Origin of the sequence: Photobacterium minamisatsumaniensis (assembly GCF_050336695.1) — a bacterium.
GTDB lineage: Bacteria > Pseudomonadota > Gammaproteobacteria > Enterobacterales > Vibrionaceae > Photobacterium > Photobacterium minamisatsumaniensis.
Genome location: NZ_JAKJSI010000011.1, coordinates 68018 through 94839, shown reverse-complemented (window position 1 = coordinate 94839; position 26822 = coordinate 68018). Strand labels below are relative to the sequence as shown.

Sequence of the window (26822 nt, the reverse complement as noted above, 5' to 3'; positions counted from 1 at the left end):
TAAAAAAATCGAAATTAAAAATGTTTGAAAAACCACTGACGCAGATGCTGCTCCGCATCTTTACGGCTAGGCAAATTAAATTCTTCACTAATATCACACCAAGATTTGCGTTGAATCACCTTGGCTACAACTAAATGAATCATTGGATCTGGCTCAACAGTTACCGTTTTAAAATATCTCATTAATGCTAACGTTAACGAAGGTAACGCCAATTCATAACCCAAACCACCACGGCAATATAAAGATAACTGCTGAGACCAAACAGACTCAGGTAACGATAATTGCGTATCAAGATCTCGCACAACAAGCTGATAGAGAGGCATGAAGGATGTTGTCGGTAACAGCCCAAAACACTCATTCGCGTTATAATGAAAATTAACCGCAAATAAGTTTTCCGCTATTTCTGCCCACACTTTACTTTGGTCGTTTAACGCTAAGATACATTGCAATGACTGATAGCCACTGGAAGCATCTTTCTTAATGCCGAGTCGAACTGGCTGATAACCCGCTTTGAGCCAAAAACGTAGCAACTCTGGAACATAGCCAAAACTAGTACCTAGGTAATCAAAATTATCCTGAGCCCATACCGAAGTATATTGAAGCAGACTAACGCCTATACCTTGTTGCTGTAATTGCGGATGAACCGCAATTCGCATAATTCGGCCACAACGCTGAGTCGCACCTTGTTTTATACCTAAATGCGCCGCAACAGATTGAGCAAGCAAATGCCCCTTAATACGCCGTGTTCCCTGTTGAACTTGCTCTACTAAGCTCTCATCAAGCCCACCCTCAGCCACGACAATACAACAACCAACTACTCTCTCGCCGTGAAACGCAGCAATAATACTTAACGCTTCATCATCGAGAATATTAACCAGATCAGCAGGGGATGTTTGGTAATGCGCATTAACCAAAAGACTAAATATTTGCTTAAGTAGCGGTTCACAAGAAATCAGCAGCTCTTTATCAACTAGCTTAAAAGCCAATTCTTGTTCAACGTTACTACGCGATTTTTCATCAAGTTCAATTAGGTCAACATCAAACAACAACGCTTTAAACGTCCAATCTTCCAGCGGATCATTCTCAGCCCAACGGATAGGTTGGTTTAGTTCAATGCTACGCCATTGTGGCATTTTACTATCAAGTAACTGACGAAACTTAATAGCAAACCCCCGACCTGTACCTTCATAACCATGAACCGTACTCGAAAATACAATCCGATTAAGTCGAGATAGCATTGATGACAGTAAAGGAGCCGGAATGGCGGCGGCTTCATCCACAATAACGAAGTCTGCAGCAATATCATTTGCTAACAATTGGTCTGGAGAAACAAAAGTAATTTGCCCCAAGCCAAGTGCTAAATGATTCTGCTTAGTAAAGGGGACATTAAAACGAGCAGCAACATGCCTAAATAATGTTTCCGCACAACCATAAGAAGGGGCTGTAACCACAATCCGAATGTTACGTTCTTCTAATAAGCTGGCGGCCGCTAACCCCATCGCTGCAGATTTACCACGCCCTCGATCAGCCGTGATGACAACAGGGCGTTTTCGATGACCCGTTACAACTCGGCGAACTGCAGTAATAGCGATAGACTGACAAGCTGTTAATGAGCCGTAATTATCCCCAGAAAATTCAATTAAACTCTGTTTAGGTAAAGCTGGCAGCGTAGGTAAATCTTCATATTGCTTCAGATAGACGGCACTCTTATCTGAAAAAAGTTTACTCAGACGATAGCGAAAAGCAGAAAATTGAGTAGTGTTGAACGCATCGCTTGCTATCAACAATAGAATTCCCCCACCAATAATGGTGCCAGATAACGCACCAAAAGCTTCAGCATCAAAGCCATTATGCATATTAAATATTAAGCATTGGCATTCTTGACCCAGTTTTTGTTTGGCTTTTTTAGTGGGTATAAAAGGTATCTGATCAATAGCTTCACCACCACAGACGAGGCTATTTGGTAATAACGAGGCAAAGTGACGGGAAAGCTCAATCCCCCATTCTTGGTTACCTTGTGCAATAACAAGGTAGCGAATATTGGCAGCGGCAGCTTGGTGAATTAACTGAGAGCAATAATGATGGATAGGGCTCATGGGATCACTCGAAAAAACAAGACTTGCGAATAATACCAATTTGACGGGGATGATGGCGAAAAAAAACCACGCTAAATAGCGTGGTTTAGGAGGTTACTTAAGATAATCGGCGAGGTATGCCAGAATGTCATCGGCTTGACGCTCAGATAACTTCTTAAGTTTAAGCTGGAGCTTATCGCCATCTCGCGTGTAGGAAATTTTCCCTTTAACCAACTCTTGAGATTTTGGCTTCTCTATTTCAACCTTTGGCTGAAGTGTTTCCCCCATTTGCTCCAACTGATTGGTCACTTCACGGGTGATCCGCGTAATGCCAGAAGCATTGATGGATTTCCACATTGCTTCATCAGTATTAACCAGGTCAGTAACAAATGTTTGCTGCAACTCAGGCGGTAAACCGAAAAATAAACGGTGAAGTTTTACAATCGTTGGGCGGCCCAATTCACCAACACTCGGGTAAGCCATCAACACTTCCATTGGTAGTGCAGCTGCTTTTAACGCACCGCTAACCAAAGCTTCACTGCACTGACAGTATTTAGCCAGTTCTTTTTGATCAGATACTTTGCCAGATTCAAGCAATGCCTGCATTTCTTTCCCACGCTCAAATAATGAAAGTGGTTTGTGTGCATTCGCAACATCAGAAAGAAACTTCGCGTGCTCGCTATTAATCCCTTTACCGACGTAGATTAAAAAATCTTTCTCGGCCAAGATACAAGACATGCGACGACGGCTACCGTCTAGTACCTCGATTTTGCCATCGTCTAGCCAGCGACCGACAGCAGGGTATTGCTGCCCACGATCTTTTAATGTTGTTAAAATATCGGCTAGAGCATGTTCATTTAGGAAGGCTTGCTCACGCGCATTTTCAGCAAATACGCGCGTTTTTCCCGAGACGTCACCGGCTTTTATTTTAACTAATTCAAAAGCGACGGTATCTTCACCTGCAACAGCAAGTTCAATGACAGAGGCCTTATCTTTTGCCGCCGTTTGCGCTTCTGCAGGGGTTGTAGCACGGCGTTTATCAGCCTTGCCGAACAGACGTGCATTAAGATCTGTTGTTTTTATTGCCATCTGTTTTTACTCCCGATTAAGATTCGCCCAGTGGCTGTGCATCACTCGCTCAAGCTCTAGACCAACACGTTGTATAGCTTCTTGTGCCGTTGATAGGGTTTTTTTACCCCCTTCAAATTCGGCAGCCGTAAGATCAAACACTGTACTATAAGTATCAGCACAAGTTTCAAAAGCACGGCTACGTGGAACGGTAGCCATCATGACTTGCTCACGTAACAAATAATTCATTTCCGTTAAAACAGAAACCTGCTTTTTATTATCATCTTCAAACATAGTTGGCATTAAGCGAATAAACTCTAAGCCATGCCAGTTTTCAGGGAACATTTCGTAGACTGTCGGTAAATGCTGGAAGAAGTTAACCGTTGATGCCCAGTCTAATCGTTTCGCGGCACAAGGAATAATAAGTGCATTTGACGCGTACATTGCGTTCCAAACAAGTGGATCAATGTGCGGTCCGGTATCTATCATAATGACATCAAATTCATCAGAGATAGCGTCAATAACGCGCTCTTTCAGTAAGCGGACAATATCTAAATCCTGATTCACCGCTAAGTCTTGCCAAGCATCAGCGTTAAACATTGCATCTTCGGGGAATGCAGAAATCGTTTTAAGATTAGGGTATTGTGTTGGCATAACCACATTACCCATCAAGAAATCTTTATCAATCTCCTGGCCTTCCGGCACATTTCCCAACATAACATCGACAGCAGAATAGATATTTTCCTGTACGCCAACACTGATTTGCGGGTTCAAAAACAGACGTAAAGAACCTTGAGGATCAAGGTCAATAAGGCAAATACGGTAGCGTTTATCAAGGTCCAACGCCAAACATGCCGCCAAATGTACCGCAGTCATCGACTTACCAGTACCGCCTTTTTGGTTCTGAACATTAACGACCCAAGGCTTTCTACCCGCACCTTCACGTTCATAAAACGCGGGCTTTTTCGCCGCATCCATTAATTGATGCGCTTCGTCCAAGGTGATCGAGTAGTGATTGGCATTGTTTTTCGTAAATTGATGCCCAGTAGCTTCCATACGAGAAATAGCATCATCAAGTTTACGTCGAGTTAAACCCGATCTCGTCTCCATTAATGCTTTAGACATAGGAGGAAAAAGTTCCTCACGACGTTCTTCAAGAACTATCTCAATACGATCAGCCTGTACCTGCTTGGTTTGCTCAGCGATATTGAGCAAATTTTCAATCGTCTGTTCCCTATTCATTATATTTATTCGCCATTAAATAATTTACCTACAATTGTACAGCATAAAAACACTATAACAATAAAAAGCTGAACGAATCGATAAAAATTGAATCCACATCAATCCGTGTAAAATCTACGTGTTTTATTACGCCATAGATACAAACGTAATTCCAAATAATGGTAACGACAGCCAACTAAGCTGCGCTTAAATTTAGCCGTAAATAAAAAGAAGAGAGGAGAGGAAAAAGCCCAAGCGTTAAACCAAAAATCACACCAGAATTCATTTATTTTTAGCCTCTATTAACCTTAATCAGACTACAGATTTAAAGTGTTACAGCGTCACTATTTTACAATGTAAATTTCAAGACAGCCTTAAATCCTCGGAAGCGTGAAAAAAACGGATAGATTACGGGCTGTGTATTTTCAATAAAACAACGCTAGATCAATCAAAAAGATCAAAAGTAGGCTGAAAACCAATTTTTCACCAATTTCACTATGATCCAGTATCGATGATATCTTAATCATTTCAAAGATCAGCCTGAAACTACTTAAACAACCATAAAGTAACCGTTTTTCATCGAATAGAGCCAACAGTAGCTTGATCATTGTTCTGGGTACTACACAGAAACATCGAAACAATGATCAAGGTAATTATCAATGTAAATGACGGGCAGTCAGACTTAATAAAGCCGAAATATGAAAGGAAGAATGATCAAGGTGATGATCCGTATTATCGTTTGATAACCTTAGCCTCACGGAAGCATGATGAAAAGCTGATAAATTACAGAGAATGCAGGTTCAATAAGGCTTTAAGCTGATTAAAAAGATAAAATAATCACTGAAATCGACGATTCGTGGCCCCATTGTTAAAATATCAATCCAACAATCAATAACTTGATCATTGTTCCAAACCGGACACATGATAATAAGCCCTCTATATACGGGCAGTGTCATTCTCACTCAGTTTAAAAAACAAGCTATGGTAGAAACTTAAATTAGCGCTTTTTGCCAAAAACGGGCTTAATCGAGTGAAAAGTCACAATCATGATCATCGTTCTGGGGAAAAAAAGGCCAAATCACTCTCAAACCATCACCAAAAGTGAAGAGAGGTTAATGATCTAACGCACCCCTGTGGATAAGTCTGTGATTAAACAGTGCGTCGACCATGATCATGCTTTCAGTATTTCAATGATCATGGTTTCAGAGAACTGATGATCATGTTTCCAATGTGCTAATGATCATAGTTTCGGTTGGCTTATGATCATCGTTCCTTGTTTTTCTTGATCATACTTCCGCTCACCTCTATTTTTATATTCTTTATAATTAGTAACTTACGAGGATTTTTTCAACCAGATCATTAGATCAGTTAATCATATAGATCACTTTAATCAAAAAGATCAGTTAATAAAATCAATAACAAAAAGAGCTTTCTTTCTTGATCTTTTTCTATTAATCTTTCTCGGAAAAATGATGCATCTACGGCTAATGACAAATGAATTCAGCAATCATGCCCAATAAAAAACTGACAGAAAAAATATTGATCTCTGCGCCACGATCACACAAAGACGGGCACCTTTTTGCGATCCCTGCAAATTTGATTGATTGGTTACCCCAGTACCAACATTTCAAAGGGGTAACGAAAAGTATTATTGAATTGCTGAATTTAATTTCATTACGAGGCCTTTCTTGTCAAGACGGCATGGTATCAACCACAGAGCTAGTGGAGGCAACGGAAGGTCAGCTCACTCGGGCTGCAATTCAGCAACGACTTCGCGCTGCGGTTAGTGTCGGGTTATTCCAGCAACAGCCTGTTCGCTTTGAACATGGTTTAGCAGGCAAAACCATGCTGCATCACTTTATTAATCCAGCATTGCTCATTTCTCAGCTAGGTACTGGTAGCCTCAACTCAGAACAAAGCAAAGCTAAAGAAAAACAAAAGCGTTCCAAAGCGTTAGCCCAAAACCATGTTAACCGGCAATTGCTAAACGAGTACGGTTTGGGTACGCCACCAACAATGCCTGATGAAGCGGATCAAATTGTCGTTTCTCCCACTAGCTGGGCTGGGATCATTGATCAAGCGCTAGCTCCGCCACGTACCAAGAAAAGCTATCAAAAATCAATGGTGGCGATCAGTGGTACAAAAGCGATCATTGAAACACGATCATCAAAGTCGATCATGACTGTTGATGATCTGATGACCCTATTCGCATTATTCACACTGACAGTCCAGTATCATGATCATCACATTGCTGATTATGAAATTCAGACCCGTAGTATGACCAATAAAACCCCTGTCTATATCACTGATATCTTGGCGCTTAGGGGGAAAAAAGACAGTGGCCCTGCTCGTGATTCAATTAGAGAAAGTATTGATCGTATTGAATTTACAGACTTCCAACTGCATGAACTGACTGGTCGTTGGATGAGTGAGAACATGCCAGAAGGGTTTAAAAGTGATCGTTTTCGTTTTCTTGCGAGAACGATCACCGCTTCTGAAGAAGCACCGAAAGAAGGCGATGATGGTGAGATCCGGATCAAACCGAATCTTTATATTTTGGTATGGGAGCCGTCATTTTTTGATGAGCTGCTTACTCGTGACTATTTCTTCTTGTTTCCACCAGAGATTTTGCGCCAGCATACGTTGGTCTTCCAACTTTACACGTTCTTCAGAAGCCGAATGTCTCGTCGTGTAAATGACTCAATGTTATTGAGTGAGCTAAACCAAAAGCTGGCGCGTAATATTGAATGGCGCCGCTTTTCTAGCGATTTGATCCGAGAGCTGCGTAAGCTAGCAGAAGGCAAACTTACCGATAATATATTCGCGGTAAACTTATGGGGTTATCACTTAACGATCGCGCCCCATGAGGAAGATAAGCGTTATTGTGATTACCAAATAGACATCAAGTGTGATGCAGATGAAGTGATCCGCTACTCGCGCGCTAAAACCACCAATGAAGGTAAGCGTTCGATGGCACCGACCATGCCCAACCCTCTTCGTAACGAAATTATGCCGAAGCGAGAGCTTGATCAGCTTTCCGAGATCATTGACGGTGAGTTCGAACCTATTCAGCGTAAAGAAGGGCGAACGAAAGGCCGATTGGGCCGTCGGGTCAAACTGCGTAAGCACTTGGTTGAGATCAATGCAGATGAATTAACGATAACATTATCAAAATATACTTCACCAGAGGCCCTACAACGCAGTATCACGGCTTTATCGGCCATGACAGGTCATTCTATCGCAGCAATTAACGATGAGTGCCAAGCGCTGTTAGAGAAGCTTGATTGGCTTCGAGTCAGCGGTGAGGTTTTATCTTATGATACGTTAAGCAAAACCATTGAACTCTATAATAGCCAGCATGAAGAGCGTCATCTTTCCATTGAGCGCTTGATTTCGGGTCTCGCAGTGCGCCGCAAAGTGTGTAAATTGGTGTTTGAAGGCCATATCAACGAACAAGTGATGAATGCATTAGACGATGTTGCTCGCGGTATATAATCACACCGAATTCTAATGTTAATGAAGCTGATCTTGGTTAATGCCAGATCAGCTTTTTTTATGCTTACTGATTAATTGTTTACCATTTTTTGCTTCGCTGTGTCTGTTATTATCTTGCTAGTTTGCTTTGTTTTTTCTAAAGGAATAGTCATGAATTGCTCTGCGCTTTGGCACAAGTTTTCCTGTGTGATTGTGTTTACCACACTTTGTTTCCCGCTAACTAATGTGCAGGCTAAGACAGTCGATAGGCCCCAAATTGGGGTTGTGCTTAGCGGTGGTGGTGCCAAGGGGGCGGCGCATATTGGTGTGTTGTCAGTACTTGAGGAATATCGCATCCCCGTTGATGTTATTACCGGTACCAGTATGGGGGCTTATGTCGGTGGAATGTATGCGATGGGATTTTCAGCACAAGAAGTCCACCAGCGGACACTACAAGCAAATTGGCAAAGTGGTTATAACGACAGGGTTGGGCGTAATGATCTCGTTTTGCGGCGTAAAAAACAAAACGATAACTATCAAATCTATTCTGATATTGGCATCAGCCTTGAGGGAGAATACCAATCTAAACCGGGTGCGTTTCAAGGGCAGGGGATGGCGACCTTACTGGGACAATTAACTGACAACCTTCCAACGCTCAATAGCTTTGACGATCTGGCTATTCCATATCGCTCGGTGGCAACAGACATTGTATCAGTTCAACCTGCAGTATTGTCTTCTGGGCACCTTGCTACAGCTATGCAAGCTTCCATGACAGTGCCGGGGGCATTGCAGCCAGTACGGATCAATGATCAAGTATTAGTTGATGGCGGGGTGGTTAATAATATGCCTGTCGACGCCGCGCAGGCACTGGGAGCCGATGTTATTATTGCGGTTGACCTTCGGGATGCGTTGTTTCAAGAGCAAGAGCTAAATAGTGCATTGAACATTATTGGTCAGCTCACCACATTCATGACCAATAGCAGTACTGATCAGCAAAAAGCGTTAATGGGGGAGGGAGATATTTACCTTCAGCCAGATGTTTCTTTTATGCTGGCGCCTGATTTTGGCAAAATGGAGCAAGCCTATGTCGCAGGGCGTAAAGTGGCGCTGGATGCGTTACCAAAACTGCTTCATTATCAGCTGTCTGAAGATGATTATCGGCAATATCTTACTGCTAAACTCGACCGCCGTAGCCAATTGACCGCCAGCTCAGCTTATTACATTGATCGTATTGAAATTGAGAATAATACTCGGCGCCCCGATCAAGCCTTACTCGCCTTACTGGAACTCGAGACTCAAAGAGTGATTACCAATTCAGAATTGGACGAGGCGGTAAAGCGACTGAATAGCCAAGATATTTTCGAGCGTATTACTTATCAAATCGACAACCAAGGTACTGAAAATGTACTGAAGGTGGAGGTTCGTGAAAAAAGTTGGGGACCCGGTTATTTAAATTTAAAGTTTTCGTTTGAAGATGATTTTGCCAATCGCTCAGACTTTTCGTTTGGTGCGCAGTATATCTATACCGATCTCACTGAAAAAGGGGGGGAATGGCAATTTGAATGGTTACTAGGAAGCTGGAAACAGGTTAATACGAGTTTCTATATTCCGTTGGATTACAAAAAAGAGGTTTTTGTTGCAACAGGGGTTGGCTGGAGCCGAGAAGTGCGTGAATTTCAACTTTCCCAAGAGCAGGGTGATTTGATTGGCCTGCCAAAAGGTTCGGTTGTTGAAACCGAATATGAACAGTTTAACGGGTTTGCCGAGCTGGGTTGGAATTTACAGCCATGGAGTGCTATCGCCATTGGCTACCAAGTGGATAGCGGGCAAGTTAACGAAATTAATGGATCAAATGATAGCAATGGGCAAGATTATACCGCTCATGGTCCCTATGTTTCTTTTGCTTACGATAACCTTGATAACTTCTATTTTCCTCGAGAAGGATTTCTGTTTGATGCTGAGCTCGGCTTTGGCATGAGTCAAAGTAAGCTTAATGGTGAAGAAAAAATATCCAATGAAAACCTATTCTATAGCATGGAGCTGATGAAGCCATTAAGTTATGAAAACCACACCATAACGGCAGTGGCAAAAGCCTCTGGCGATGATTCCGATGATTTATTGCCTATCTATGTTCAAGATCTCGGTGGTTTATTTAATATGTCTGGCTATCACCGCTATGAGTTAAATGGTCGATACCGCTTGTTTGGCGCGTTGGTATATAGCTACCGACTGATGGAAAATAATTTCGGTGCGGTTTCTGTGCCTGTGTATATCGGTGGATCGTTAGAGCGCGGCAATGTCTGGGATCAAAAGTCCGATGTGAGTTGGGGAAGCAGTATGGGAGCGGCAAGTGTCTTTATTGGGCTTGATACACCCATAGGCCCTGCTTATTTGGCCTACGGACAAGCTGAAGGTGGGCAAAGCTCGTTTTATCTGACACTGGGTAGCTCATTTAATTGATAGTAAATGGAACGATGAGCACGATCTTCATCGATGTTATTCCTTTTTGACATAGCCCTGACAAAGCGTTGTTTTGTTTGGGCAATATTGGACTCGGATATAACCTTTGTCCCTTTCGATGAGAGAGGCCACTCTCCGCCATGGATGTCGGGAATGGTCTTGTCACCCTCTCGAAATGCAATATATGAGTTTTCGCGAGCCACCGACTGGCTCGCTTTTTTTTGCCTAAAATTTGGCATTTTTCCCCGCTATTTTTCTATACGCTTCCTGCCGTGTTTTCTCCCTTAGTTCTTAACCGCTACCTATACTGACAATATTGCTTTGGATTAATGTGGCTCGGTTTTAGCTAGGAGCAATTTGTGCAAATAAAAGGACGCTTGATCATTGTTGCCATTTTTTCCGCTTTAGCTGCCAGCATTTGGTACAAGGAGTTTTTGGGTGATGCGGCGAAGGTATTTCCACGCCAGGGAGTAATGACTGTTGTGGTGTCAGCCGTTGAACGTAAATCTGTTCGCTGGGAAATCGAAGCGTTAGGGACGGTAAAATCACGAGAGTCGGTTGTTCTTACCGCAAAAGTAACCGAAAAAGTGGAGCAGGTACATTTTACGGATGGACAAGAGATAAAAGCAGGGCAAATACTGATCTCGCTAGCTTCCGACGAGCAAAAAGCAAAAGTGCGGGCAGCCAAAGCAAACCTAAAAGAGCAACAGCGAGAACATAAGCGGATTGAAGGCTTGGTTAGGCGTAATACGATTGCCAGCTCAGAACTCGATAAGCTATTTACCGATATCGAGGTCGCGCGTGCTGTGCTGGCGCAAAATCAAGCCGAATTAGATGCCCGTTCTATCCATGCGCCGTTCACTGGCCTACTTGGCTTTCGACAAATCAGCCCCGGAGCCTTGATAACACCAGGCACAGTCATCACGACTTTAGATGATATTGCTCGAGTAAAGCTGGATTTTTCTATTCCTGAATCTTTTATTGGTTACCTCAAAAAAAATACCACGATCGAAGGGCAAGTTGCCGCTTTTCCTGAATACCTGTTTTCTGGTGTCGTTACCAGTATTGATAGTCGTGTGGACCCAGAAACGCGGACTATTTTGGTACGGGCAGAGATAGACAACCAACAATACCAACTTCGCCCCGGCATGCTAATGACTATCCGGCTCATTGTGCGAGAAAGGTTAGGGTTGGTTGTGCCGGAAGAAGCTTTGGTACCACGTCAGCGTGATAATTATTTGTTTGTGGTTAATTCCGAAGGTGTCGTTGAACAACGCTTGGTTAAAACGGGATTTAGTCGTCGTGGAGAGATCGAGATATTGACGGGGGTTGAGGAAGGTGAGTTGGTTATCAGCCGCGGTATTCAACGCGTCCGCCCTGGGCAACATGTAGAAACTCAAAGGAGTGAGCGTTTTACACACCGGGAGGTTAACTGATGTGGCTATCCGATATTTCTGTAAAACGTCCAGTTTTAGGGGCGGTGATCAGCATGCTGTTAATTGTTTTTGGCTTAGTTGCATTGGAACGGCTACCACTCCGAGAATACCCAGATATTGATCCCCCAGTGGTAACCATCTCGACAAGCTATCGAGGCGCATCTGCTGCGATTGTTGAATCAAGGATCACTCAGCTTATCGAGGACAGGGTGTCCGGGCTTGAAGGGATCAGAAATATTCGCTCACAAAGCCGTGATGGCCGTTCAAATGTGACACTTGAGTTTGGTATTAGCCGAGATATAGATGCAGCAGCGAATGATGTTAGAGACCGCATAGCAGGGATTGCTAATAACCTTCCTGAAGAAGCTGAACCTCCTGAAGTACAGAAAGCATCTGGTAGCTCTGAAGTGATCATGTGGCTGAATCTTGTGTCAGACAGAATGGACACATTAGCCCTTACCGATTATGCACGTCGGTATTTGGTCGATCGTTTTTCTGTGATTGATGGTGTTGCCAATATTCGCCTTGGTGGTGGTAAGGAGTATGCGCTACGTATTTGGATCGATAGGCAAAAGCTCGCTGCTAGGGGCTTAACGGTGACTGATGTCGAAGATGCACTGCGTGATGATAATGTCGAATTGCCCGCAGGCTCCGTCGAATCGAAAAATCGCCAGTTTACCGTCCGAACTCAAAGGTCGTTTGTGAGTCCAGCTGATTTTTCATCGTTGGTTGTCGGCTCGGGCAATGATGGTTATCTGATCCGGCTCGGAGATGTGGCAAGCGTTGAACTGGCAGCAGAAGAAGAGCGGATCACCTTTCGAGGTAATACGCAGGACATGATTGGACTGGGGATCTCTCGTCAATCAACAGCCAACACATTAGCGGTGGCCAATGCGGTGAATGACTTGGTCGACGAGCTTAATCCAACCTTGCCACAAGGGATGGAAATTAAGCGCTCTTATGATTCTTCAGTCTTTATTCAAGCTTCTATCAAGGAAGTCTATAAAACGTTGTCGATAGCCCTGCTGCTCGTCGTCATGGTTATCTATGTGTTCCTTGGTAGCATGCGTACCATGTTGATCCCTGCTCTCACTTTACCGGTGTCGCTAATTGGTTCGTTTATTGTTCTGTATGCGCTGGGATTCAGTATTAATTTACTCACCTTACTGGCACTGATCTTAGCCATTGGTATTGTGGTTGATGATGCGATTGTGATGCTGGAAAACATACACCGTCGTATCGCATTGGGGGAGCCGCCATTGAAAGCGGCGTTTCTGGGGGCGAAGCAGGTGAGCTTTGCCATTATTGCGACGACGGTAGTCTTGGTAGCCGTATTTTTACCGATAGGGTTTCTTGATGGCGATCTGGGTAAATTATTCCGCGAGTTTTCAATCGCCATTAGTGCCGCAGTGATCCTGTCATCGTTAGTGGCATTGACGCTCAGTCCAATGCTGGCCTCTAAGCTGATGAAACCATCAACGGCCGAGTCTGTACCTTGGCTGGCGAGAAAAATGAGCGGATGGTTATCATCTGTTACCCAACACTACGTAAAGATATTGAAACTATGGGTGAATCATCCGGCATGGGTGGTTGTTTTGTTGCTAGTCACCTTACTGGGCAGTAGTTGGTTAATGACTCGGATCCCATCAGAATTTGCACCAAGAGAAGATCGCGGTGTGATGTTCCTTATCGTTAATGGGCCGCAAGGTGCAAGCTTTGAATTTATGCAGCCGTATATGGACGAAATTGAGCACCGATTGATGCCTTTGGTAGCCAGTGGTGAAATCAAACGTCTACTTATTCGAGCACCACGTGGATGGGGGCGTATCTCCAATTTTTCGAATGGTTTTGCTATCGTCGTCTTAGAAGACTGGTCATCCCGCCGTGGCGCCAATGCCATTATTGGTGATATTCACGGTCGCTTGTCTGACTTGGCTGGGATCACTGCTTTTCCTGTTATGCGGCAACCATTTGGCCGCGGCGTCGGGAAGCCGGTGCAGTTTGTGCTTGGTGGGGGCAGCTATGAAGAGTTAGCACAATGGCGTGATGTCATTCTGGAGGCTGTTGCTGAGAATCCCCGTCTTACGGGAGTTGATCATGACTACAAAGAAACCAAGCCACAATACCGGGTTGTCATTGATCGCGATAGGGCGGGTGATCTTGGCGTTTCAGTTAAAGAGATAGGTCAAACGTTAGAATCAATGTTGGGTTCACGGCAAGTTACTACCTATACGTGGCGTGGCGAAGAATACGATGTGGTGATTGAGGGGCAGCGAGAGCATCAGAATACGCCTGCGGATCTGGCTAATTTATATGTGCGCTCCGATACCGACCATCATCTAATTCCGCTCTCAAGCCTAATCAGGGTTGATGAATATGCTGGTGCCCCGCAGCTTAATCGTTACAACCGAGTACGTTCAATTACGATTGAAGCGAATTTGGCCGAAGGATATACATTGGGAGAGGCGTTAGCCTACCTCAATGGTTTGGTTCGTGACAACTTACCCCCTGATGCTGTCGTGAATTACAAAGGGGCATCACAAGACTACCAAGATTCGAGCGCATCAATCTTGTTCGTTTTTGTACTCGCATTGCTGGTGGTCTATTTGGTTTTGGCGGCGCAGTTTGAAAGCTATATTCACCCGTTTGTGATTATGCTTACAGTGCCATTAGCCAGTTTTGGCGCATTGCTTGGGCTGTATTTTACCGATCAGAGTCTAAATATTTATTCTCAGATAGGTGGGATCATGCTCATTGGGCTCGCGGCAAAAAACGGTATTTTGATTGTTGAATTTGCCAATCAGTTACGCGATCAAGGGCGGTCATTTGATGATGCCATACTGGAAGCATCAGCAGAGCGTTTTCGACCTATCCTGATGACGGCAATAACGACGATTGTTGGGGCGGTGCCTCTCATTCTGGCGAGTGGCGCTGGGGCTGAAACACGAATGGTTATAGGGATTGTTGTATTATGCGGTATTGCGGTCGCGACCCTATTCACCTTGTTAGTGATCCCTGTGATGTATCGGTTGCTGGCGCTACACACGAAAAGTCCGGAATTTGTTGCCAACCAACTGACCGAGCAGCTTGCTGAAGAGCCAGGTAAGAAAATGAGCCAACGTTAGCTCAAGTACTCAAGTAAAAAAGAAGAGCTGAATTTGTGGTAAGTGAATGCTGTAACACCATTATATCGTGTTTGGTGCTGAGCTAGGTCAACGACAGTGTCGACTTTTTTAGCTACTATCATTCACAATTCAAATAACAGGTTAGATTTGCTATGAAAATTTCCGTTGATGGTGGTTCATTTAAAGTCGCAATTGAGACTGAATATGATGGTTTGATTGAAGAGTCGACCGCTATTTTTCATGAAACGCTTGAGCAGGCGAAATCAAACGACAAGGCAATTTTACGTTTTCTGCAAATCATTCTTGAGCATCGAGATGAAAACGATGCGATTGGTTATGCCACTATGGGATTGTTAGGCTGGTATAACGAAGTCATTAACCCTGTAGAAGATAAAGATATCGAACTGAATTTGGCCAAGATCCTGCCACATCTGATCAACCCTGCAGGTGATTTGACGGCAACCAGTGAAAACGAAACGAATACGTTTAAGCACTAATTCGCCGCTTTTGATATCGTTGTATTCGATTGTATTTCAAGGCTAAATAATGAAACCTGATTACGTTGATGTAGTCAGGTTTTTTATGTTTTAGAACAGGTTGTTATGGTTAATCACTGGAACAATGATCAAGGTGATTAACTCAGTTCAAAACTGCTGCTAAGTTCAACATCAAGTTCAAAGTTTCTTTTGATGTCTAAGGAAGCTCCTGACTGGGGTAATGCAAATGGATCACTGGTTACAACAAGGCGCTGATTAATTAGTCCGTGATAGGAATGGTTGGAAAATAAGCCTTTATCAAACGTGACTAGGGGTAATTTAGCACTATTATGCTGGTGTTTTAAATTTGCTAAATCAATCCAGCAAACCCCTGTTGTACGCGCATTGTCGAAATAGTACATAAGTTCATTATGACTCGAAATTGTAGACCAAAGTGTCGGCGCTATATTGGGGCTATTGGCGACACCAAAATCAAACCCAATAGGGACAGAAGCATTTGCGGCAACAGATTTTGATTGCGCCAACGATTCAGCACTACTTGTCGGTTTACTTAAATGGTGCATGTTAAAGGCAGCGCGTTCGAAACGATCTGTCGGAAATGGACCGCCAGGAATGGTATGACTTGGGAATTGGTTTTTATCGCTCCACTGCCATTTCCAATATTGGTTAATTTTAATTTGCTTGGTAAAACTTGGCTCATTGGTCATGACTTGATGGGAAGGCTTACTATGGACATGATATTCACCTTTAATGACCTCAATAATCGCGGAATCACCAAAAATGTCAGAGACGGATAAATGCAATGAAGCGGGTTTGCCACTACTTGGGACCAATGAGGCATTAATTTGAATGTCACTATTATGATTAAATTTTTCAACGACTTCTTCAACTGAACAGCAAGTATCTAATACATATTGTACCCATCTAAGTACATCTAAATTTTTGCATGAACTACCATCTTTCCGCTGATATTGCGCGCCACTGTCATACAATACATTAGCAACTAGCCCCGCGGTATTCATTCCATCTGAGGCTCCACAGTGTTCTACCCCATTTTCCTCCCCTACAACCATGGTGACAACACTGTCATAATATGACTTCCATGTGAGGGTAGAGCTATCAATTTCAGCCATTCCTGATTTTTCGAGGTTTTTCTGGAAAGAATATATTGTTGTTGGTAATTGAGTCGCCCAATCCATATTTCTTGCTGTTGTTAGAAATTCGTCATTGAGGTTATTAAAAACACGAGTACACATAATATTCCCTTCGTCATTTATGTTTAATTATTAATATAAAGAAACTAAAACTATCGCCATCCAACTCATGGTTATTCGTTAACGGTCTTATCGTTAATTAAAATCGTTTTTAATGATGAATAGAGTATTAGATCGGGTTGGTTATATTGTTATTACGCGCTATTACAGGCAGGTGTGCTTTTACTGTATCGAAAAAAGCCTGATCACGACATCGTGAACAGGCTTTTTTGTCTATCAGGTTATCGTCTTATTAGTTGTGCTTGTCTTGGAATTGCTGGAGCTCTTCGAGTGTTGGGGCACCGTCAGAACCTGGTCGGCTTACCACAATGGCTGCGACCATGTTGCCGAGTGTTGTCGCAGTTTCAAGCGTCCAATCTGCTGCAAGACCAGCAAGTACGCCCGCGCAATGGCTGTCGCCTGCGGCGATAGTATCAGCAACCTCAACCTTAAAAGCAGGAATTACTTGCGGTGGTGTATCCGGCTGGCAGATCTGCGCTCCATCTTTATCAAAGCGACAAATAAGCATGAGCTGGTGGTGAGTCGCAAATGCAGCGGCATCATCAATATTGCTCGTCGGTTGCTTGGTGAGCAGTGCCAGTTCATCCCGGTTTAGGGTTAAGATTGGCTTCTTCGCGAGTAGTCCCTTAACAAACTCTGGATTAATATCAGCCAAGCGAGGGCCAAAATCGACAAACAAGGTGTAGTCATCCGGCAAGTTAAGTAACCACTGACGGAGCGGCTCGCTTTGTTGGCTAACAAGCTCATAGCCCGAAACATAGACTAGTGCTTTTTCTGGCATTGGGATTTGTGCCAGTAGTGCATTTGTCCAATGTTGTTCACAACCATCAATCGTGATGAAGGTACGCTCCTTGCTCGCTTCGACCATTGCGAGACACCAGCCATTGTCATGGGTTGGGTGCCTGAGTAATCGAGGGAGCTTTTCACGTACCATTGCTGCTTCAACATGCTGGCCCCAGCTACCGTTACCAACGGGGATCGCGTTAATTGGTGTTACCCCCAAGCGAGCCAAGGCTCTGGCAACATTGAATGCACAGCCGCCAATATGCCGACCAAGCTCTTCTGCGACGACATCGCCACCACTTTGAGGCAATTGGTCAAGCCCAAGCATCACATCACCAAAAGCAGCACCTATAACAATCACTGGTCGCTTTGTTCTTAGGCTTTGTTGAGCAATCATGATTATTCCTTAGCGGATCTTCTTAAGGGTAATACGGTAAAGCACCATACTGACAATGAAAGAGACAAATAGGCCTAAGCTTGAGTCGGCAAAAATACCCACGGCAAACGGACCATCAATAAAGCCTGTATTGGTCACCATCAAGCCTGAAACTGAACCTGCGATCCAGCACCATAATGTAGGCTTAATCGTACCTGTTTCACCATATAGCTCCTCTTCACTGTAACCTGCGCTTTGGTGTTTGGTGTAAAAATCGGTGATAAAAATAGCGGCCCATGCTGCTAAGAACACACCGCAGAAAACCAAGAACGAGATAAATGGACCAAGGAAGTCACCCGATACAAACAGGACATACAGCGCGACACCAAGCACTAATACCGCATCAAGGGCGACAGCTGTGCGTTGTTTTAATTGAATGCCCATGCTGAGCAAATTAAGGCTGGCAGAATAGAGACTTAATACCGCAATCGTTACGATCCCCGCAGTTGCTGCGGCAAGATAAGGGATTGCCATCCAAGATGGAAGCAGACGTCCAATGGCTGAAATTGGGTTTTCATGAGAAGCCAAATCAGGGATTTGTGCTGTCAATAGAATGCCCGTTAGCATCAGTAGTATTAAAGGCAGTGCAGCCCCACCCACAACAGAGGTGAAAATGCCTTGCTTGCTTGATGATGGACTTTGATCTCGGCTGTAATCAGCGCCTGCAATTGCCCAGCTGATCCCAGTACCTGCCGCAATGATCGAAACGGCGGGTAGGAATCCGGTGATCCAGCTACCCGACGGCAATGCCATGATCACTTCCCAATCAGCGGTCGCCATTAGATAAAGCACGACAAGCAAAGTCATTGCACCAAACGTACGGGTGATCCACTTTTGCATCAACAAAACAGTGTTTTGCCCTAACATACTGACTAGTACGGTTAAGCCGCCGAATAAAACAAGCGAAATAGCGGTGATAACAGTGCCCTCGGCAAAACCGAGTGCGGCGAATAAGGCGGCTAAGGTTAGGGTGCCGGTAATGATATTGACCGCCTCCCAGCCCATAAGGTTAACCCAGCAAAAAGCTGTTGGTGCTATATTTCCTTTTTTACCAAAGCTTGAGCGTGAAAGCGTGAGTGTGGTGGTTCGGCCAATTTTTCCGGCAATGCTAGAGATACCAACCAATGTAAAAGAGGCGACACCGACAATCGCAGCAAGTACTGATTGGAAGAACGAAAGCCCAAACGACACAATGATCGCACCGTAAACGACGCCAAGGACGCCGATATTCGCTGCACACCAAACGAAGAACAATTCTGCGGGCTGTTTCGTTTGCTGGCTTGGTGGTACAAGGCTAATGCCGAGATCTTCAATACTGGTATTATTGCCATCTGTCTGATGGCTATAGGCTGAAACGGTGTCTTTATTGCTCATTGTACTGTCCTTCCTGTTGGATTCGGTTTAGACGGAATGTCGCAAGTGTTTGGGCATAAGGTGTGAAGTTAATTTGGTTAGCGGTATTTATCAGTTCGATATGTTCATCAGAAAAAGCATCCACACCATGTAGCGCGCCACAAATAGCGGTTGCCATTGCGCCAATTGTGTCGGTATCGCCGCCTAGATTCGCCGCGAGTTCAGCGCATAACATAGGATCTGTACCCGCGAGGTCGACCAATGCAATCGCGGTTGGAACCGATTCCAGAATATCCATCCCTGAACCGACCATTTCATACAGATCGGTGAGTGCCGTTTGGCGGTCATGCTGGCTTTCAACGACATATAGCGCGTAACGAATACGGCGACCTAATAGTGGACTGAAGGTGGACTCATAAAGACGTTGAGTATCATTGGCTAGCGGGATGATTTCATCTTTGATTTGTTGCCAGCTTCCCCCTTCGATAGCTCGGCTAATCGCCCAACTAATAACGGCGGCACCTGCGATAGCAATGTCAGATTTGTGAGTAGGTAGGCAAGACAGCCTCACTCCGGCAATAAAGTTTCTTTGGCTGTGAGTGGGTAGCAGGCAGCCCATTGGTGCAACACGCATGGCCGATCCATTGGTTACACCATTGGCTTCTATCTGTTCAAATGGGATCCCTTGGGTAATGGCTGTTAGGGCAGATTTTGATGTTGGACCTAATATGTTTTTTTCAAAGGCGTTGATGCGAATAGCCCAATCAATAATGTGTTTGGCAATCGTACCGGGGTCAATGTGGCCATTGTTTTCGATAATCGCATCCATTAAAGCGACACATTGACTGGTGTCGTCAGTAAACTCACCTGCTTTAAATTCGTTGGCTGCAATATTTTCTTCTGGACCTGGCAGAAAGTCATTGATCCAGCCAAAATAGCTGGTGACTTTATTTTTAGTCCATAACTCAGAAGGCATACCCATGGCATCGCCAATAGCTTGGCCATAGAGACAGCCCAATATTTTATTTTCAAGTACCGAGCGTTGAGGGTGAGAAGGGGATTGCATTGTAACGTCTCCAGCATGAGGATCATTTTCTGTTGCTCACTATAAGTCCACTTAAAGTCCAGTTAAATTCCTTTTGTATACCAATGTGATTTACACCTCACTATTTGGTATTATTTCGGTGTTTTCTTTTTTGTATGTAAAAAGTACTCGGACGGTTATCAGTGGAACAGAAATTCCTCAATCAGGTGAAGGATCAACTGGATTTTGATTCATCAACACCGCTGTATATTCAGTTAAAACAAAGCATTGAACAAGCGATCGCCAGTAAGTTGCTTGTACATGGCAGCATCCTCCCATCAGAGCGAAAACTTTCTGTTGCATTGGGGGTCTCTCGGGTCACGATTGTTAAGGCGTTGGCTGAGTTACTTGAGCAAGGCATGGTGGTGAAAAAGCATGGTAAAGGCACCATGGTCAATTTACCTATCCATTATAATTTGTCGGGGGGCGGCTTTTCATCTCAGCTGCAACAGCAAGGGGCTGTGTCGAATCGCTGGCTGGTTCGTGAATTGATTGAGTGTAGTGCTGAGCTAAGCCACCAACTCGAACTATCAGAAGATGCCTGCATCGCTAAAATCAAGCGGGTTCGCCTTGCTGATGATGTGCCGGTATCAATCGAGACTATGTATATCCCTAAAGACTTCTTGCCTCGTCCCGATTTACTGGAAGGCTCATTGTATGCTTATTGGCGTGAGCAAGGGATCGAGCCCCATACGCAAGACTACTCGTTAAGTGTGTATGAGCCGACCGAAGAAGAAGCAAGAATGCTCGACGTGCCCCATGGTTTACCCCTGATGAAAATTATTCTGAAAAGTGTCGACAAGTCGGGCAGGGTATTGGAGTACGGAGCGGCAATTTGCCGGAGTGATTATTATAAGTTCGAATTTAAAGTGCAGGTCGGCACATCGTAAGGCCAGTGTGATTCAGTTTCATTGTGTATCGATGAGATAATAAAAAGCCAGTCATTCGATGACTGGCTTTTTAGTGCCGCGAATAAATATAATTATGCGGTTTGTATTTCTAGTTTCGTTTCTTGTTTATCTTCGACAGTGTTTGAAGGGTCACGCTCAAGCATGTCGAGTGAATGCTGCTCAACCTGATTTGGCTCAAGGTGGCCAAACTCGCTTTGGATGTATTTCAGCGCTTTAATCGCAGTAATAGTGAAAATCGGCACCATCAGTACAATGATAAGTACTGGGAATGATTTCAAAATATTTAGATCTGCATTAATTAGCAAGAATATAATCGGCAGTACTGTTAGCAGTAGGCACCAGAACAAGCGGAACAGTGGTGAAACATTGGCGTTTTCATCCAAGCGCTTCGTTGCGATACCAGCCAGAGAGTAAGACGTACCATCAAGCGTTGTTACGGTGAAAAGCACCATGGTAACAAGGTATACCGCAGTCAGAACTGCTGGAATAGGACTTTGATTAAATACTTCACGCACAAGTTCTGTTGGTTGGTTGGCCTGAATCAAGCTGACGCCATCAATGACACCTGTGTTGATGAAGTTCATGGTGTACGTGCCAAAAACACCGAAGATCACGGCACTTCCAAGTGTACCTGCACCAACAAGGATTAAGACAACATCACGAACACGATGACCTTGCGAGATCTTGGTAATAAACACGCCAACACCCGGTGAGTATGAAATCCAGTTAGCAAGGAAGAATACGGTCCAGTATTGCGGGAAAAGGGTACTACCAAACGGGTCGGTATTGGTGCTCATACGTAGGTAGTCACTGAGCATGATACCTAAACCATTCGTCGTATTGTTCAAAATTAGCGCCGATGGGCCAATTATGAAAATGATACCAATGAAACCGGCACAGATATAGATGGTCGCGCTGCTTAGGCGAGCCATGCCTTTTTCAATACCAATGTATGAACTTAATGAGAATACGACCGAAAGGGCCAAGATAACGCCAATACCTAAGAACAAGTTATCTGGAATACCCGTCAGTGCGCTTAGGTTAGAAGAAATCATCGGGATCCCCAGACCGAGTGTTAGCGCGGTGGCTGCGAGGGTAGTAATGATGAAGAGTAAATCAATGAGTTTTTGTACCCATACTGGTAGGCGGTCGTTGAATAGACTATTGAGTACTCCGCTTAGACTCATACGGCGATTTTTTTTCAGGTAAAATACGATGCTAAATGGGATCGCTACGATCAGGTAGCAGAACCAGCCTGCCGCTCCCCAATGGAACATGTTATAGGCTGATGCATATTCCATAGCCATGGCTTTATCAACGATGCCAAATTGTGGATCCATAAAGTAATAGGTACTTTCAATAAAGCCCCAATACATAGTACTGGCACCCATGCCTGCAGAAAGTGCCATGGCAAACAATTGGAATTTGGTGAACTTTGGCTTATCACCACCAAGGCGGATTGTGCCGTATTTAGAAAAAGCTAAGTATAGTAAAAAAGCAGTGGCAAACAGGGTGTACCATAAAAAGCCAGAACCAAGGTTAACCACAGTAAAGTCCAGCATACTCCCCATCGTGGTCTTAACTGATTCAGGATAGAGTACAGCCAGTACACCGAGAAGGAGCACAGAGGTGAAGCTGATGAAAGTCAGCTGCAAGTCGAGTTCAGAGGTTTTTAGTTTCATCTTCTAACGCCTTTATTATTTTTATTATTCGAATGTGTAAGAGGCGATTGAGGCTGCTTTGACGGCGTCCCAATCCATTTCGACACCAAGCCCATTTCCTTCTGGGGCGTGTACAAAGCCTTCTTTGTCTGTACGGATCTGAGTATGTGATGCAAGTTCAAAACTTTCGTAGGGGTAGAATTGCTCGAAGTATTTGCAGTTGTAGTGAGCTAGCGCGACATGCAGGTTTGCTGCTTGTGTGATGGTGTAACCCATACTCTGGATTTCAACGTTCTTCGAGTGTCCTTCAGCAATAGCAAAGCACTTGTTCAGAGGGGTGATACCACCGCACACTGTGGCGTCTTGGCGTACATCAGACCAGAAATTATTACCAAGGGCATAAGTTACTTCCTGTAGAGTAAGTAAGCAGTTGCCGTGACTTGATATTTCCAGATCTGTTTTATCGACTAAGCGTTTGTAAGTGTTGTAGTCATAGTCAGAAACTGGCGCCTCCAGCCATTCCCAATCGTGCTTTTCTAGCAACTTCGCCATGCGCATGGCTTCATCTGGTGTATAAAAGGTTGCGGTATCCAGCATGAAGCGGATGCCTGTATTGCCATAGCGTTCTTGGATAGCGTTAACTAGTGCGACGTCTTTTTTGTATACACAATAGCAATGTAGCTTTATGGCAGTGAAGCCATGCTCGATGCAGTCGTCGACATACGGGAAGTACTCTTCGATAGTGTCGAACATTGGGGTAGAGGCATACGACAGCATTTTATGGCGGGCACCGCCCAGTAGCATGTAAAGTGGCATGTTGGCTTTCTTCGCCTTGATGTCCCATGCCGCAATATCAATCGGGGATTTTGCTGGTAGGCCGCCCCAAGTACAGCGGGCTTGTAGCCAAGAATACAATTCTTCGGTCATCAGTGGGTTTTTGCCGATCAGCCCCGGTACGATCGTGCGCATCGCTTCGATGATGCAGCGGTCAAAGTCGTTTTCGGTATAGCTGATAGTGGCACCGACACCTTCAGTACCATCATCACAGATGATACGGACAATATTATTGGTATAGAGCAACGGCTCCTGATTATCAGCCCAAGGGATTGGTGGGGCATCACGATCGGCAACGGCATACAGTTCTACACGCTTGATTGTTGTGTTTTTCATTTCTAACTCCTTAAAGTGCGCTGCCATTTTCAATCATGACTGCTCGAATCGATTGGCTGTCCAAATCGCGAATACGGCTGTTTTCGTCAATAGCTTTCACTACAGCAATGCCAGCAGCATGACCATATTCAAAACATTGAGCGGTGACTCGTGCTGAAGCTAGTGCTTCGTGCTCTGCACTTAAGCAGCGACCAGCTACAATAATATTTTCGCCAACAGCGGGGATTAGGGTGCTAAACGGCACGTCATAGTAATCGTTTAACAGCCAATGTAATTTAGGTTTATCACCGGAATGAAGCTCGATAGGCCAAGGCGTGCGGCAGATCCCATCCTGACGTTTACGGCAGTTGACAACATCATCATTAGTTAGGGTTTCCACACCGACAATTGAACGAGTTTGGCGAATGCCCACCTCGACACCAGTATCAACGACATAGGCATTTTCACAGCCCGGTACAAAGTTATTTAAGAAGCGGGCATAGCTACGTACTTGACGGCGGCCGAAGACTTCGGCTTCGGTAAAGTCGACCGGATCAATCACGTTGAGAATACGACCGTCTTGGCCTGCCAAGCGGGTGGCGTTAACCATAAGCTCGCCATCACGGGTGGTCGGGAAGATCCAAATTTTATGACGTGGTAAGTCGTATTCGCCTGAGGCGTTGGCCGCGAGGATGTTTTCCGTCACTTTTGGCGGACAGATAGTGTCGTCACCGTAGTAAGACAGGTACTTGTCGAGATCAACGCCTGCAATACGGAAGAACATGGTCGGATTCTGGATGCGGCCTTCGTCACCGAAGTAATAGTCAAAGCCTGCACGGGCGATGCCTGCTGCATCGCCTGATGCATCGATAAATTGTTTGGCAAGAATGATGCTTTGTCCGGCATTGGATTCAAGTATCACCCCTTTGAATGTATCGCCTTCCATGATCACACCCGTAACTGCGGTGTGAAATAGCACATTCACACCTGCTTCTTCGAGCAAATCATCGGCGACTTCACGCCATACAAGTGGATCGTGGGTAACGGTGTAAGTTTTACCATAACGTTGTGGACCGGTGACGCCACCTTTGTCAGCCAGTGCTTGGCGAAATTTTTCGGTAAAGCCAAAAACAACTTGTTCAGGGGCTGCACCGTGGTCATCACTAGCCATGTACATGCCGCAGATTGTGCCAGACAAACCTGCAACGGCTGCTCCGCCACAGAAACCGTATTTTTCAATAAGCCATGTGTTCTTTGTCATGTTGCCAGCTGTAACGGCGGCAGCCACACCTGCTGCACCTCCGCCAATCACTAATACATCGATCTCGGCAAGGATCGGAAGATCGGGTAGTTGATCGAAACGGTTGACGGTTTGCCAATTCTTCATGGTCTTCTCTCTGATGAACTATTGATGTTCAACTGATATATCAGTTGTGTGTTTGTAATATATACCTAGTTTTTTGTGTGGTACAATTCGGTTAAGTTAAATGTGAGTTGGCTCACTAATGGAATTGGACGGAATAAATTAATGACTGCGACTAAAGAAGCCATCAATAAAACCGAAACTGCCTATAACGAATTGGAAAGAAAGATAATTTTTCGCGAATTAGAACCAGGCACCATGGTGAGCGAAAAACAGCTGGCCGAATCTCTGGATTTAGGTCGTACACCGGTACGGGAGGCATTACAGCGGCTGTCTTATGAACGAATGGTGGAAATTCACCCGCGCCGTGGTATTCAAATCCCCCTTATCTCGATAGAAAGCCAGCTGAAAATTTTGGAAGTGCGCCGCGATATTGAAGCCTTGTGTGTACGTTATGCTGCTTCAAGGGCATCGACGGAAGAAAAGCAGCGTATGCAGGAGTTGGCTGAGCAGCTTGAAGTATGTGCTCTGCAGAAAGATGAGGTTCAATACGCTTTGTTGTTAAAGAATATTCACCGTTTGTTGGTGAAAGCAGCCGATAACGAATACCTGCAATTGGCAATGGCTCCTTTGCAAGGCTTGTCCCGTCGTTTTTGGTTTGCTTTCAAGAACGAGAATTCTGACTTGAAAGATGCGTCATCATTACATGTAGCAGTACTGCGCGCGGTGATCCATACAGATGCTGAAGAAGCTATCGCTGCATCGCACCGCTTAAATGATTACCTGACTGACTTCGCTTACCGCAGCATCAAATCGCGCTGATTTATCCTTCTCGCTAAAAATAATAAAGTCGCCCTTAAAGGCGACTTTACAGTGTAAAAGTTATCTACTTTACCCGTACGTAATGGCTCTTCACTATTGCACCAATCAGCACTTCGCTTTTTTTCAGCTTGAAGTTAAGCGGCGAGACTAAATCCCCAAACAATGGTAAGCCGCCGCCCAGTAATACTGGAATGGTGGTGATAATCATCTCGTCGATCAGATCTTCTTTGAGGAAGTTCTGCACCGTAATACCACCATCGATGTAAAGGTTGTTGAAGCCCTTACTGTTCAAATCAGCCACGATGTCTTGCAATGGGCCATTCACCAAGGTGATTTTATCTTCAAAGCCGACAGGTACGCTGGTCATGCTGTTGCTCATGACAAAAACGGGTTTCGGGTATGGCCAATCGCAATCGAAGCTGCGCACCATATCAAAGGTATTACGGCCCATTACCAGTGCATCAATACGATCCATAAACTCAGCAAAGCCAAAGTCGCTGCCGTCTGGGTTTGGCACACTGTGTAGCCAGTCGAGCCCTTCGTTCTTATCGGCAATGTAACCGTCTAAGCTGGTGGCGATGTAGACAATGTTCGACATAATGCGTCCTCTGGTTGGCTTGTTGGTCATAT

Annotated in this window: 18 protein-coding genes; 7 read left to right on the top strand and 11 right to left on the bottom strand. The window is 44.6% G+C overall.

Annotated features, from left to right (window positions below; all coding sequences use genetic code 11):
• Positions 1 to 14 precede the first annotated feature (14 nt).
• From L4D78_RS02620 to L4D78_RS02610, 3 genes are all read right to left on the bottom strand, one after another.
• Entirely contained in the window at positions 15 to 2096 is a 2082-nt protein-coding gene (locus L4D78_RS02620) for a tRNA(Met) cytidine acetyltransferase TmcA (RefSeq protein ID WP_428465500.1), read from the bottom strand.
• A 93-nt stretch (positions 2097 to 2189) separates the two neighbouring features.
• Positions 2190 to 3164: a ParB/RepB/Spo0J family partition protein gene (locus L4D78_RS02615; RefSeq protein ID WP_428465499.1), complete on the bottom strand. Its 975-nt coding sequence runs from the start codon at positions 3162 to 3164 to the stop codon at positions 2190 to 2192.
• A gap of 6 nt (positions 3165 to 3170) precedes the next feature.
• Positions 3171 to 4385: an AAA family ATPase gene (locus L4D78_RS02610; RefSeq protein WP_428457021.1), complete on the bottom strand. Its 1215-nt coding sequence runs from the start codon at positions 4383 to 4385 to the stop codon at positions 3171 to 3173.
• Between the two features lie 1473 nt (positions 4386 to 5858).
• Here L4D78_RS02610 and L4D78_RS02605 point away from each other — a divergent pair.
• From L4D78_RS02605 to L4D78_RS02585, 5 genes are all read left to right on the top strand, one after another.
• A complete protein-coding gene (locus L4D78_RS02605; RefSeq protein ID WP_428465498.1) occupies positions 5859 to 7859 on the top strand; it encodes a replication initiator protein RctB domain-containing protein in 2001 nt (666 codons plus the stop codon).
• A 150-nt stretch (positions 7860 to 8009) separates the two neighbouring features.
• Positions 8010 to 10298, top strand: a complete 2289-nt coding sequence (locus L4D78_RS02600) for a patatin-like phospholipase family protein (protein ID WP_428465497.1) — start codon at positions 8010 to 8012, stop codon at positions 10296 to 10298.
• Between the two features lie 359 nt (positions 10299 to 10657).
• Positions 10658 to 11734 (top strand): efflux RND transporter periplasmic adaptor subunit, encoded by a 1077-nt coding sequence (locus L4D78_RS02595; protein ID WP_428465496.1) that lies wholly within the window; start codon positions 10658 to 10660, stop codon positions 11732 to 11734.
• Positions 11734 to 14859: an efflux RND transporter permease subunit gene (locus L4D78_RS02590; RefSeq protein ID WP_428465495.1), complete on the top strand. Its 3126-nt coding sequence runs from the start codon at positions 11734 to 11736 to the stop codon at positions 14857 to 14859. The genes L4D78_RS02595 and L4D78_RS02590 overlap by 1 nt, the downstream gene beginning before the upstream one ends.
• A gap of 152 nt (positions 14860 to 15011) precedes the next feature.
• Positions 15012 to 15356, top strand: coding sequence for a hypothetical protein (locus tag L4D78_RS02585; protein WP_428457015.1), 345 nt, complete (start codon positions 15012 to 15014; stop codon positions 15354 to 15356).
• Between the two features lie 137 nt (positions 15357 to 15493).
• On the opposite strand, the gene L4D78_RS02580 is transcribed toward L4D78_RS02585, so the two are convergent.
• The 4 genes from L4D78_RS02580 to L4D78_RS02565 form a co-directional block, all read right to left on the bottom strand.
• Positions 15494 to 16612, bottom strand: a complete 1119-nt coding sequence (locus L4D78_RS02580; RefSeq protein WP_428465494.1) for a linear amide C-N hydrolase — start codon at positions 16610 to 16612, stop codon at positions 15494 to 15496.
• A 250-nt stretch (positions 16613 to 16862) separates the two neighbouring features.
• A complete protein-coding gene (locus tag L4D78_RS02575; protein ID WP_428465493.1) occupies positions 16863 to 17810 on the bottom strand; it encodes a PfkB family carbohydrate kinase in 948 nt (315 codons plus the stop codon).
• Positions 17811 to 17819: 9 nt separating this feature from the next.
• The gene (locus L4D78_RS02570) at positions 17820 to 19223 is read right to left on the bottom strand and encodes a purine-cytosine permease family protein (protein ID WP_428465492.1); all 1404 of its coding nucleotides are present in this window, start codon (positions 19221 to 19223) and stop codon (positions 17820 to 17822) included.
• Complete coding sequence (locus tag L4D78_RS02565) at positions 19213 to 20268, bottom strand: ADP-ribosylglycohydrolase family protein (protein ID WP_428465491.1); 1056 nt, start codon at positions 20266 to 20268, stop codon at positions 19213 to 19215. Before L4D78_RS02565 ends, L4D78_RS02570 begins: the two co-directional genes overlap by 11 nt.
• A 161-nt stretch (positions 20269 to 20429) precedes the next feature.
• Here L4D78_RS02565 and L4D78_RS02560 point away from each other — a divergent pair, with 161 nt between their 5' ends.
• Positions 20430 to 21176 (top strand): GntR family transcriptional regulator, encoded by a 747-nt coding sequence (locus L4D78_RS02560; RefSeq protein WP_428465490.1) that lies wholly within the window; start codon positions 20430 to 20432, stop codon positions 21174 to 21176.
• Between the two features lie 92 nt (positions 21177 to 21268).
• Here L4D78_RS02560 and L4D78_RS02555 read toward each other — a convergent pair whose 3' ends face one another.
• The 3 genes from L4D78_RS02555 to L4D78_RS02545 are packed head-to-tail and all read right to left on the bottom strand — an operon-like array spanning position 21269 to position 25394.
• On the bottom strand, positions 21269 to 22879 hold the full coding sequence (locus L4D78_RS02555) for a BCCT family transporter (RefSeq protein WP_428465489.1): 1611 nt from the start codon (positions 22877 to 22879) through the stop codon (positions 21269 to 21271).
• Positions 22880 to 22903: 24 nt separating this feature from the next.
• On the bottom strand, positions 22904 to 24028 hold the full coding sequence (locus L4D78_RS02550; protein WP_428465488.1) for a mandelate racemase/muconate lactonizing enzyme family protein: 1125 nt from the start codon (positions 24026 to 24028) through the stop codon (positions 22904 to 22906).
• A gap of 10 nt (positions 24029 to 24038) precedes the next feature.
• Positions 24039 to 25394, bottom strand: coding sequence for an FAD-dependent oxidoreductase (locus L4D78_RS02545; RefSeq protein WP_428465487.1), 1356 nt, complete (start codon positions 25392 to 25394; stop codon positions 24039 to 24041).
• 141 nt (positions 25395 to 25535) lie between these two features.
• Between L4D78_RS02545 and L4D78_RS02540 the strand changes: the two genes are divergently transcribed.
• Complete coding sequence (locus L4D78_RS02540) at positions 25536 to 26192, top strand: GntR family transcriptional regulator (protein ID WP_428465486.1); 657 nt, start codon at positions 25536 to 25538, stop codon at positions 26190 to 26192.
• Between the two features lie 64 nt (positions 26193 to 26256).
• On the opposite strand, the gene L4D78_RS02535 is transcribed toward L4D78_RS02540, so the two are convergent.
• Positions 26257 to 26790, bottom strand: coding sequence for a dihydrofolate reductase family protein (locus L4D78_RS02535; RefSeq protein WP_428465485.1), 534 nt, complete (start codon positions 26788 to 26790; stop codon positions 26257 to 26259).
• Between the last annotated feature and the right edge of the window lie 32 nt (positions 26791 to 26822).

Coding starts and splice junctions, on each gene's coding strand:
- L4D78_RS02590 (WP_428465495.1), top strand. CDS start 11,734: ATGTGGCTATCCGATATTTCTGTAAAACGTCCAGTTTTAGGGGCGGTG.
- L4D78_RS02550 (WP_428465488.1), bottom strand. CDS start 24,028: ATGAAAAACACAACAATCAAGCGTGTAGAACTGTATGCCGTTGCCGAT.
- L4D78_RS02540 (WP_428465486.1), top strand. CDS start 25,536: ATGACTGCGACTAAAGAAGCCATCAATAAAACCGAAACTGCCTATAAC.
- L4D78_RS02600 (WP_428465497.1), top strand. CDS start 8,010: ATGAATTGCTCTGCGCTTTGGCACAAGTTTTCCTGTGTGATTGTGTTT.
- L4D78_RS02565 (WP_428465491.1), bottom strand. CDS start 20,268: ATGCAATCCCCTTCTCACCCTCAACGCTCGGTACTTGAAAATAAAATA.
- L4D78_RS02555 (WP_428465489.1), bottom strand. CDS start 22,879: ATGAAACTAAAAACCTCTGAACTCGACTTGCAGCTGACTTTCATCAGC.
- L4D78_RS02535 (WP_428465485.1), bottom strand. CDS start 26,790: ATGTCGAACATTGTCTACATCGCCACCAGCTTAGACGGTTACATTGCC.
- L4D78_RS02620 (WP_428465500.1), bottom strand. CDS start 2,096: ATGAGCCCTATCCATCATTATTGCTCTCAGTTAATTCACCAAGCTGCC.
- L4D78_RS02575 (WP_428465493.1), bottom strand. CDS start 17,810: ATGATTGCTCAACAAAGCCTAAGAACAAAGCGACCAGTGATTGTTATA.
- L4D78_RS02545 (WP_428465487.1), bottom strand. CDS start 25,394: ATGAAGAATTGGCAAACCGTCAACCGTTTCGATCAACTACCCGATCTT.
- L4D78_RS02570 (WP_428465492.1), bottom strand. CDS start 19,223: ATGAGCAATAAAGACACCGTTTCAGCCTATAGCCATCAGACAGATGGC.
- L4D78_RS02605 (WP_428465498.1), top strand. CDS start 5,859: ATGAATTCAGCAATCATGCCCAATAAAAAACTGACAGAAAAAATATTG.
- L4D78_RS02610 (WP_428457021.1), bottom strand. CDS start 4,385: ATGAATAGGGAACAGACGATTGAAAATTTGCTCAATATCGCTGAGCAA.
- L4D78_RS02580 (WP_428465494.1), bottom strand. CDS start 16,612: ATGTGTACTCGTGTTTTTAATAACCTCAATGACGAATTTCTAACAACA.
- L4D78_RS02585 (WP_428457015.1), top strand. CDS start 15,012: ATGAAAATTTCCGTTGATGGTGGTTCATTTAAAGTCGCAATTGAGACT.
- L4D78_RS02615 (WP_428465499.1), bottom strand. CDS start 3,164: ATGGCAATAAAAACAACAGATCTTAATGCACGTCTGTTCGGCAAGGCT.